This is a genomic window from Baaleninema simplex PCC 7105, from assembly GCF_000332355.1.
Classification (GTDB): domain Bacteria; phylum Cyanobacteriota; class Cyanobacteriia; order Cyanobacteriales; family Geitlerinemataceae; genus Baaleninema; species Baaleninema simplex.
This window is the reverse complement of sequence record NZ_KB235962.1, coordinates 206892-216831: the sequence shown is the minus strand read 5'-3', so window position 1 is coordinate 216831 and position 9940 is coordinate 206892. Positions and strand designations below refer to the sequence as shown.

Below are 9940 nucleotides of genomic sequence, written 5' to 3'. Positions count from 1 at the left end.
TTCAAAGGGGGGGCGAAGGGGGGATAGGGGGCGAAGGGGGTGATGTGGTGAAGACTTCTTGAAACCTAGCTTCTCGGAAAAGAATGGAGTATCACGCCGACAACAGGGCGATCGCTCGCTTAATCCAAGCCTCGGCGTCGTGGCGATCGCGAAATGTCGCATCTTGCGCCAAAGCGTTGATGGCTTTCATCACCTCTTCGGGGCTGAATTTCAACGCCAACAACGTTATCTCTACGTCTTCTTGAATCTCCGCCGTCAATCCCGCCTCGGGAACCGTTTCTAACTGCACCCGCTGACGCCACTCCGAAAGTTTGCTGCGAAGCTCTAACGAAATTCGTTCGGCGGTTTTCTTCCCCACACCGGGGGTTTGCGAGAGAATTCGGTGGTTTCCCGTGACGATCGCCTGTACCAAATCCGACAGTTCCAAAGTATCGAGAAGCGCCAACGCCAGTTGCGAACCGACACCGCTAGCGCGAATCAGTTGGCGAAACAAATCTCGTTCGGCGACGCTTCCAAAGCCGTAGAAAACCGGACGATCTTCGCGTTGCTGCAAATCGCAAAACACTTGAAACGACTCCCCCAACGGCGGAAGGCGTCTCGCCAAGCGGGGTGTAATTTGCAGTTCGTAGCCGATTCCGTTGACTTCGACAGTCAGCATCGTTCGATTGGGTGTCGATACGTCAACGCTGGCGATCGAACCTTTAAGATAACTAATCATTCCACATCGTAAATTGCCAATTTTAGCGTTTTGATGACCTTGCGAACTCCCTGGTTTTGGCGATCGCTCTCCCTCCACTCTCACACCGCCCGAGATGTCTTTCGCGCCCTGTTTCTCCGCGACGAAATTTCCACGCTCTTAGAAAGTCCGACTCGCTGCGAAAATCCCGAACTGGCGCGGTTTTCCATTTGTGCGGGAAACCCTCGGGTTCTCGGGGGGAAACGACAACTCTATACCCCCGCGATCGGGGAAATTTTACCCTTTTTGGGACGTTTGCGCGATCGCTACTCCACCCCAGAACCCAATCCCAACATTTCCCACCTTCCCTTTATCGGCGGATGGTTGGGATGGTTGGGATACGATCTCGCTTGGGAAATCGAACGTTTACCCTACCGTCGCCGCGATCGTCTTCCCTTTCCAGTGGCGTATTGGTACGAACCCGAACGCTTCGCCATCCTCGATCGCCTCCAAGATACCCTATGGTTCGCCGCCTCCTCGCCGCAACAACTCGACGAAATGCAGCAACAATGGGAAACCCGAGACGAAGATGCGTTGGTTTTCCCGAAATCTCAGCCGACGAATTCCCCCATGACCTATCTCTCTTCCCAGGAAGATTACGAGACGATGGTGCGTCGCGCCAAAGCTTACATTCACGCCGGAGACATCTTCCAAACCAACCTCTCGCTACGGTTCGAGACACAAACCGCTCAGCATCCTTGGCAACTCTATCAAACCTTGCACGAAATCAACCCCTCACCTTTTGCCAGTTATTGGAATACGCCGTGGGGTGCGGTGGTGAGTTGTTCCCCGGAACGGTTGGTGCGTCTGCGCGACGGAATCGCCGAAACGCGCCCCATCGCCGGAACGCGCCCCCGTGGAGACACCCCCGAAAGCGATAAAGCCTTAGAAGCCGAACTCCTCGACAACCGCAAGGAAAACGCCGAACATATTATGTTAGTGGACTTAGAACGCAACGATCTCGGGCGCGTCTGTCGTTGGGGTTCCGTGCGCGTCAACGAGTTACTGGCGATCGAGCGCTACAGTCACGTCATGCACCTCGTCAGTAACGTCATTGGGGAAATGGAGACATCTCGAGATGCGATCGATCTGATACGCGCCCTGTTTCCCGGCGGAACCATCACCGGATGTCCGAAAGTCCGCTGTATGGAGATTATCGAAGAACTCGAACCCGTTCGTCGCAGTTTGTTTTACGGCTCCTGCGGCTATCTCGACATCCGAGGATTCCTCGATCTCAACATTCTCATTCGTACCTTACTGGTGTCTCGAGGGCGCGTCTGGGGACAAGTGGGGGCGGGAATCGTCGCCGACAGCGATCCTACCCGAGAATGGTTCGAGTCGCTCTCCAAAGCGAAGGCGCAATTAGCCGCTTTGAGAATTGAAAATTGAAAATTGAAAATTGATAACGGGGAACGATCTCCCCCTCTCCCTTTCTCCCCCTCTCCCCCTCTCCCTTTCTCCCCCTCTCCCTTTCTCCCCCTCCAAACTTACGGAACGGCGACAGTTTCCAGCAACCGCGCCACGATCGCGTCGCCTTTACGTCCCCCAGCGGGAATCAAACGGTGGGCGAGAACGTGAGGGGCGATCGCTTTCACGTCGTCGGGAATCGCGTAGTCTCGTCCTTCGAGAAACGCATAGGCTTGAGTGGCTTTTTGCAACGCTACCGCACCGCGCGGACTCACGCCTAACGTAATCTCGTCGTCGTCTCGGGTGGCGCGAACTAAGTTGAGAATATATTGCTGGAGCGGTGTCTCGACGGTAACGTTGCCGCAGGCATAGCATAAATCTCTCAATTCGTCAAGACTCAAGCAGGGTTCGAGTTTCCCCACAGGGACGCTGTGGTTAAGCTGTTGCAGCATTTGCAACTCTTCGGCTTCCGTGGGATATCCCAGCGACAGCGACAGGGTAAAGCGATCCATTTGTGCTTCGGGGAGGGGAAAGGTTCCCTGATATTCAATGGGGTTTTGAGTGGCGATGACGAAAAACGGTTGGGGAACGCCGCGAGATACGCCGTCAACGGTGACTTGTTTTTCCTCCATCACCTCCAGCAGGGCCGACTGGGTGCGGGGAGTGGCGCGGTTGATTTCGTCAGAGAGGAGAACGTTGGCGAAAACGGGGCCCGGAAGAAATTCAAAATCTCCAGTTCGGGGATTCCAGATGTTGGTTCCGGTGATATCCGTTGGAAGTAAGTCGGGGGTGCATTGAATGCGTTGGAACTTCCCGCCGATCGATCGCGCCAGAGACTTGGCCAACAGGGTTTTTCCCACGCCCGGAACGTCTTCGAGCAAAGCGTGTCCCCCCGACAGTAGGGCGACGAGAACTAACCGAATCGCGCGTTCTTTCCCGACAATAGTGCGACTGAGATTGTCTCGCAATCGCTCGATCGTTGCAGCACTCTCTTGCAGTTTCTCAGAAGCACTCATGGCAATTGATAGTTGATAATTGACAATTGATAATTAATAATTGACGGGGAACGGGGAACGGGGAACAGTGTCTTCCTTGTCTCCTTGTCCCCCTTTCTAGTTGGCTTCTGTTAGCAATACCAAGGGTTCGAGTTCGTCGTCAGATTGGGCGGAAACGTGGGCGGCGATGCGATCGCGAATTTCAGTGGCCAACAGTCGGTTAATCGTGCGAACGCTCGATCGCCCGTCGGCGAGAAAGAGAACTTCGTAAGTACGCTGAATCTTGTCCTGTCGCGTTTTGGGGTGGGTGACGGTTTTCTTCTTCTTACGAGTGTAGACCGACGGTTTTTCCGCACGCCCCCAGTAGAGTTTGTAAATGTAGCGATCGGGGTTTTGAACGAACTTCAGTGAGGGATGGTTGGGAATCTCGAGATGGAAGTTTCCGTCGTGGCTCCGAACAGTTTTGAAATATCCCCAATTTTTCTCTTCGCGGTTGAGGGCACGGCTGAGGGCTAACTTCAGTTGTAGCAGAACTTCGGGGCGATCGAGGGCTTCTCGGACGAGCATCATCATTTCGCAAACAGGCGCAGTAAACGAATGCGGACATATCTGCTGTTGAATGTAGCATTTTATCGCGATCGCGACTTTTACAGTCGCCAGTCACCAGTGAGGAGAACTCCCCACTCTTCCCTTTGCACTAAAGAAGCTCCCCTGCTCCTTCACGCTTCCCCACAAAAATGGCACAATGAGTAGAGACGACCTTTACAGAAGCTCAACCGACTATGGAAGTCGCAGATATCAAACGCGAAGTCGAACTGCTCTCCGATCGCCTGGGAAAAACCCAGGACTATCTTTGACCCGCCTGCACTGAAGGCGAAAATCGCGGATTTAGAGCAAATCGCCGCACAACCGGAATTTTGGGAAAACCAAGAGACAGCTCAGTCTACGCTTCAAGAGTTGAACGATTTGAAATCGAGCTTGGAGCAGTATCGAACCTGGCTCTCGAGTTTGGAAGACGCACAAGCAGTTCTCGATCTGTTAGAAGAAGACACGGACGAGGCGCTTGTAGCAGAAGCTGCGTCAAATGTCAAGCAACTCGATCGCGAGTTGGAACAGTGGGAACTGCAACAACTGCTGTCAGGACACTACGATAAAGGCGGTGCGGTGTTGTCCATCGACGCGGGCGCAGGGGGTACGGACGCTCAGGATTGGGCGGAAATGCTGCTGCGAATGTATACGCGGTGGGGCGAACAGCACGGCTATAAAGTCACGACAACGGAACTCTCGGAAGGGGGCGAAGCGGGGATTAAATCCGTCACCCTCGAAATTGAAGGCCGTTACGCCTACGGCTATTTAAAATCGGAAAAAGGAACCCATCGCTTGGTGCGGATTTCGCCGTTCAACGCCAACGGAAAACGCCAAACCAGTTTCGCGGGGGTGGATGTGATGCCGGTTTTAGACAGTTCGGTGACGCTGGACATTCCCGAAAAGGATTTGGAAATCACCACCTCGCGATCGGGGGGAAAAGGCGGTCAAAACGTCAACAAAGTTGAAACTGCCGTGCGCGTGGTTCATATTCCGTCGGGGTTGGCGGTACGCTGCACGCAGGAGCGATCGCAGTTACAAAACAAAGAAAAAGCCCTAGCGTTGTTGAAAGCGAAATTATTGGCGATCGCTGAAGAACAACGACTTCAAGAAATCGCTGATATTCGCGGCGATATGGTAGAAGCTGCTTGGGGAAACCAAATCCGAAATTACGTCTTTCACCCCTATCAAATGGTGAAGGATTTGCGAACTGGCGTCGAAACCAATTCCATCGACGACGTGATGAACGGCGATTTAGATGGGTTTATCGAAGCCTACTTGCGTCAAGACAGCCAATTAACTGACAACGGTGTCTCTACCTAAGCGATCGCCGCGATCGCTCGCCTCTCACCTTTGGAACCGCAAGGTTCGACGGTGGGGGGCGATCTTTATCGTGGCAGTTTTTGCAGTGGGGATGTGGGCGAACCGACGGGCGATCGTGGTTCCGCCGTTACAACCGGAACGTCCGACGACGGTGTATGTGGTGGCTTACGAGATTCTCGGTCAGCTCGGCCACAACAGCCTCGTATTACCGACAACAGAGGGATTTGTCGAATATTCCTTCGGCGATCGCGCGGTCTACGCGGAGAATAACAATGCTTGGCCGAGTTTGCTCAGAGCTGTGGTATATCCCACACCGGGGACGTTGGGGCGTCGCGCGATCGCCTGGGATGGCGAGGATATCGAAGATTTAAAACGACGGTTACAACAGGGAAATCGCGCCGAACGAGATGTGTTTCCGGTGGTGGCGAATCGCGATCGCGTCGAGGCGTTACTCGAACGACTCGATCGCCGCTACGACAGCAGTTTCGCCTCTCCCCAGTACAACCGTGCAGTGGGCTTGTATTTCGTTCCCGACGCTGAGTCGTACTGGGCGTTCAATACCTGCAACCATAGCGTCGTCCGTTGGTTAGAGGCGTTAGGTTGCTGCGTTCGCGGTTCGCCGATGTGGGGACAGGTCGAGGCGACGACACCAAAACCTTGTTAAACGAGACTTTACAAACCTTAATGTTGTGTTACAATTCGTAACAACGACAGGGCTGCAATAGGTGGGCTTGGTCTAGTGTCCCGCCTCAGTCATGTTGGGTAATCTCCTGTTCGCTACTGGCTCCAGTCGTTGGGTGGCTGGGGCTTTTTTCGTTCCGTTTCCGATAAGCTGAGTTTCAAGAAGTCTTCACGCCCAGAGTCACAGAGGACACAGAGAGGGGCTTGTCAGGTTGGACAAAACCAGTGTTTGAAATTCGGATTCCGTATCAGTCGTCGCTACGTCCGTAAATGGCGGTAGAATGCTGCGTCAGCCACGCCCACAGTTGGTCGCCATAGCTGAAATGCCACCATTCGTTCGGGTGTTGGGCGAATCCCGTAGACGTCATGGCGTCGGCGAGCAGTTGGCGGTTTGCATGAAACTGACATTCTGCGGTGGACTTAGCGTCGATGAAGTAGTTGGGATAGGAACGCTCTGAAAGTTCGTCGATCGGCGATCCCATATCGAGGGGGCGATCGCACTCATCTACCAGCGTCACGTCTATCGCCGCTCCCGTGCTGTGTGGTGGCGGCGTGGCGCGATCGCGACTCGGAAGCGCCCAGAATCGATACACTTCTTCTAAGAGGTCTCGACGCTGTTCGGGGGTTAGAGCATCGGGAGAAAGCTGTTTCGATCGCACCACTTCGGCAAAGGTGTAATCCACCATAAACTGCTGTACCGCAATCGGACGATAGGCGTCAAAAATGCGAATTCGCCAACCGGGACGATGTTGTTGTAGGGTCCTTTGGGCACTCAGGAGGCGATCGCCAATTCCCCGACGCACGAAAAACGGAGAGCGATCGCCGTAGGGAGCGCCCAATTTCGCGTAAGGATGCGGTAACTCTCGGGAAAAGACCTCTTCGGGAATCGACACCAAAGGTTCGCCGCACTCTCGAATGGCGATCGTTTGATAAGGTTTCATTAGGAAGCTTTGTTTAATACCATAATCTATAAAATATGTCAATACCCGTGCAAGTCAACATCCTCGCCCGTCTCCTCGCCGGAGAATTCGACAACGGGGAGCAAGCCCGAGAAAATCCTGCTTGGTTCGTCCACATTCACCTGTGGCATCGTCCCCTACCCATTTCCATCGACGGAGATTTGGCGTTGTTCGCCGAACAAGCCCCTGCCTTGAAACTCCAACAGCCCTATCGTCAGCGAGTTTTGGTGTTGAAACTCGGCGAGGTCTCGCCGTTGTGCGTCGAGTATAAGGCGTTTCGGGAACCGGAGAAATTTAAAGGGGCGGGGGCGAATCCTCAATTGCTCGAGAGCTTGACTGTAGAGGATTTGGAAGACTTACCCGGTTGCGTATTAGAGGTGAGCGATCGCGAGGGTGTCTTTGTCGCCGAACCGCCAGAAGGCGCAAAATGCTGTTTCCAGTACGACGGAAAAACCCGTCAAGTGGTGTTGGGGTTTGAAGCGAGTGCGGGGCGGTTTCGCAGTCGCGATCGTGGCGTCGATCCCGAAACGGGGCGGGGCTTGTGGGGCGCGTTAATGGGGGCTTACGACTTTCAAAAAATGCAGGCTTACGAAGTGTGAACCCTAGAAAACTGCATTCCCAGCCTCTTGGCTGGGAACGAGAGAAAATACCCGAAAAACGACCTACACCGTCGCCATTTCCGGCGTCGGGCGTTTGCTGTTACGAATCCCTTCAATCGCCTCAGCATAGCTCGGAGCCTTAAACACCGCAGAACCCGCGACGATAGCGTTAGCACCGGCGTCGAGAACTTGCCAAGTGTTAGCCGGTTTGAGGCCGCCATCGACTTCAATCCAGGGATCGAGACCCCGTTCGTCGCACATTTGACGGAGTTTTTGAATCTTGGGAACCACTTCCGGAATAAAGCTTTGACCGCCGAAACCGGGGTTAACGCTCATAATTAGAATCAGATCGCATAATTCTAAAACATATTCGATCAATTCGAGCGGCGTGCCGGGATTGAGGACGACCCCAGCTTGTTTTCCGAGTTCGCGAATTTGTCCGAGGGTTCGATGCAAGTGCGGCGAAGCGTTATGCTCGGCGTGAACCGAAATAATATCCGCCCCAGCTTTAGCAAAATCTTCAACGTACTTTTCCGGTTCGACGATCATCAAATGAACGTCTAACGGTTTTTTCGTCACCGGACGAATCGCTTTCACGATTAACGGGCCGATGGTGATGTTCGGAACGAAACGACCGTCCATCACGTCCACGTGAATCCAGTCGGCACCCGCTTCGTCTACAGCTTTGATTTCTTCACCCAAACGGCTGAAATCCGCTGATAAAATCGAAGGAGCGATAACCGTTTGTTTTTGAGATTGCGTCTCTGCCATGTCGCAGTCTTCCCGATATACTTGTTACGATCGATACATGATTTCCCAAAGTTTAACAAAAGATGTCGGCAAAATTCGCGAGTCGCTCCCAAACAACGCCCGTTTTTTGCATCGATTCAATAGGAGTAAACCCTTGAAGGATAGAAAACCGTCGCACGCTCGATCGCGATTTTTTGCAACGCTCCGAGCCGGTTTCGTCAGCACACTCGGCATCGCTTACACCCTAGCCCCCTCCCCTTCCTCAGCCACCTCTTCGACCGGAGAAGGAGGGATCGACGCCCAACGCCTGCATGCCGAACCCTACAACCTCTTGGGGCGCAAAATCGGCATCGGACAAGTTGAAATCGGGCGTCCGGCTCAATTCGGACTCGACAAAGACGTTCCGCCTTACACCCAATACGCCCCCGACCTCGCGGGGGTGTTTATGCGAGACGCCCCCGCCCAAATGGAAACCAACGTCGACGCCCACGCCCACAGCGTCGCCGGGGTGATGGTGAGCAATCATAAAGAGGCCGTAGGAGTCGCTCCAGAAGCCCAACTGTACTCGGCAGGTGCCGCGACGGAAATGGGAGCGAACCGCCAAGCCCAAGAATGCGCCACCACCCAACACGTCGCGTTGCAGAACAGCGACGACGTGCGGGCAATTAACTTCAGCTTCGGCGAACCCCTCTGGCTCGATCCCCGCGACAATGCCGTTCTCGACGGAAACGCCCATTTGACCCTCTGCATCGATTGGTCGGCCAACCAGCACGACGTTCTTTACGTCATCGCCGGAAACCAAGGCAACGGCGGCATTCCCATTCCCACCGATAACTTTAACGGGGTGAACGTGGCGTTCAGTCGAGCCGAAAACGGCGTGTTCGATCGCGTGGACGTTTCCAACCTCGGTAGCGTGTTTGAAGGCGTTCGCAGTCGTCTCGTGGGACTCGAAACCAACATCGACGGACGCCGCCTCGTCAGTCTTTTAGCTCCCGGTCGCAACGTCGATCTCCTGCGTCCCGACGGTACGGTCTTTCAAAGTACCGGAACCAGTTTCGCCGCTCCTCACGTGGCGGGAGTCGTGGCGTTACTACAAGAATACGGCGATCGCCAACTGAGCCAAAACGCCCCTCACTGGAGCCTTGACAGTCGCCGCCACCAAGTCATGAAAGCGGTACTCCTCAACTCCGCCGATAAAGTGCAAGATAGTGGAAACGGGCTGTTACAGGGAATGACGCGCACCATCGGCGATCGCCAAGAAGGAAACTGGCTCACCTCCGACGCCCACAACAACCCCGAAGTGCCGTTACATCGGGGCATGGGAACCGGCCATCTCAACGCCTTTCGAGCGTACCAGCAGTTCAGTCCCGGTCAGTGGGGACCGAGCGACGAGATTCCTGCGATCGGCTGGGATTTTGACCGAGTCGAAACCAACAACTATCGCGATTACGTCATTGACGAACCCCTACAAGCCGACAGTTACGTGGCCGCCACCCTGACCTGGAGTCGCCGAGTCGATCTCGACGACGCCAACGGAAACGGCTTGTACGACCAAGGCGAGACGTTTAGCGATCGCGGCCTCAACAACCTCGACCTTTACCTAATGCCTGCCGATTCCGACGACATTTCCGACAGCATCTGGTCTTCGACGAGTCCCGTCGATAGCGTCGAACACGTCTTTCACGCCGTCCCCGAAACCGGCCGGTACAAACTCCGCGTCGTCTACAACCGCCAAGTCAACGACGCCGAGCAAGACTATGCCCTCGCCTGGTGGACGGTGACAAACAGTGAAGAGTGAACAGTGTTTCAGTCGCCAGTCGCCAGTCACCAGTCACCAGTGGAAACAGTTGACAGTTTCTCCCCCTCTCCCTGTCTCCCCCTCTCCCTGTCTCCCCCTCTCCCTGT

General features: G+C 54.5%; 10 protein-coding genes. 5 read left to right on the top strand and 5 right to left on the bottom strand.

Annotated features, from left to right (window positions below):
- Positions 1-91 precede the first annotated feature (91 nt).
- Positions 92-718: a Holliday junction branch migration protein RuvA gene (ruvA, locus tag GEI7105_RS0126205; protein WP_017663336.1), complete on the bottom strand. Its 627-nt coding sequence runs from the start codon at positions 716-718 to the stop codon at positions 92-94.
- Between the two features lie 33 nt (positions 719-751).
- Here ruvA and GEI7105_RS0126200 point away from each other — a divergent pair, with 33 nt between their 5' ends.
- Entirely contained in the window at positions 752-2125 is a 1374-nt protein-coding gene (locus tag GEI7105_RS0126200) for an anthranilate synthase component I (protein ID WP_017663335.1), read from the top strand.
- A 98-nt stretch (positions 2126-2223) separates the two neighbouring features.
- On the opposite strand, the gene GEI7105_RS0126195 is transcribed toward GEI7105_RS0126200, so the two are convergent.
- Entirely contained in the window at positions 2224-3159 is a 936-nt protein-coding gene (locus GEI7105_RS0126195; protein ID WP_017663334.1) for an AAA family ATPase, read from the bottom strand.
- A gap of 96 nt (positions 3160-3255) precedes the next feature.
- Entirely contained in the window at positions 3256-3711 is a 456-nt protein-coding gene (locus GEI7105_RS0126190) for a hypothetical protein (protein ID WP_144054058.1), read from the bottom strand.
- Between the two features lie 209 nt (positions 3712-3920).
- Here GEI7105_RS0126190 and prfB point away from each other — a divergent pair.
- Together prfB and GEI7105_RS0126180 are read left to right on the top strand one after the other, a co-directional pair.
- Positions 3921-5046 (top strand): peptide chain release factor 2 gene (gene prfB, locus GEI7105_RS0126185; RefSeq protein WP_144054057.1). Its coding sequence is split into 2 segments (ribosomal slippage): positions 3921-3992 and positions 3994-5046, totalling 1125 coding nucleotides; the frame shifts between segments, so codons are not numbered across the junction.
- Positions 5033-5710: a hypothetical protein gene (locus tag GEI7105_RS0126180; RefSeq protein ID WP_144054056.1), complete on the top strand. Its 678-nt coding sequence runs from the start codon at positions 5033-5035 to the stop codon at positions 5708-5710. Before prfB ends, GEI7105_RS0126180 begins: the two co-directional genes overlap by 14 nt.
- Before the next feature lie 265 nt (positions 5711-5975).
- On the opposite strand, the gene GEI7105_RS0126175 is transcribed toward GEI7105_RS0126180, so the two are convergent.
- Positions 5976-6668: a M15 family metallopeptidase gene (locus tag GEI7105_RS0126175; RefSeq protein WP_017663330.1), complete on the bottom strand. Its 693-nt coding sequence runs from the start codon at positions 6666-6668 to the stop codon at positions 5976-5978.
- A gap of 35 nt (positions 6669-6703) precedes the next feature.
- On the opposite strand from GEI7105_RS0126175, the gene GEI7105_RS0126170 reads away from it, so the two are divergent.
- Positions 6704-7285 (top strand): chromophore lyase CpcT/CpeT, encoded by a 582-nt coding sequence (locus GEI7105_RS0126170; RefSeq protein ID WP_026097983.1) that lies wholly within the window; start codon positions 6704-6706, stop codon positions 7283-7285.
- Positions 7286-7348: 63 nt separating this feature from the next.
- On the opposite strand, the gene rpe is transcribed toward GEI7105_RS0126170, so the two are convergent.
- The gene (rpe, locus tag GEI7105_RS0126165; RefSeq protein WP_017663328.1) at positions 7349-8056 is read right to left on the bottom strand and encodes a ribulose-phosphate 3-epimerase; all 708 of its coding nucleotides are present in this window, start codon (positions 8054-8056) and stop codon (positions 7349-7351) included.
- Between the two features lie 133 nt (positions 8057-8189).
- On the opposite strand from rpe, the gene GEI7105_RS0126160 reads away from it, so the two are divergent.
- Entirely contained in the window at positions 8190-9833 is a 1644-nt protein-coding gene (locus GEI7105_RS0126160) for a S8 family serine peptidase (RefSeq protein ID WP_245555505.1), read from the top strand.
- The last annotated feature ends 107 nt before the right edge of the window (positions 9834-9940 follow it).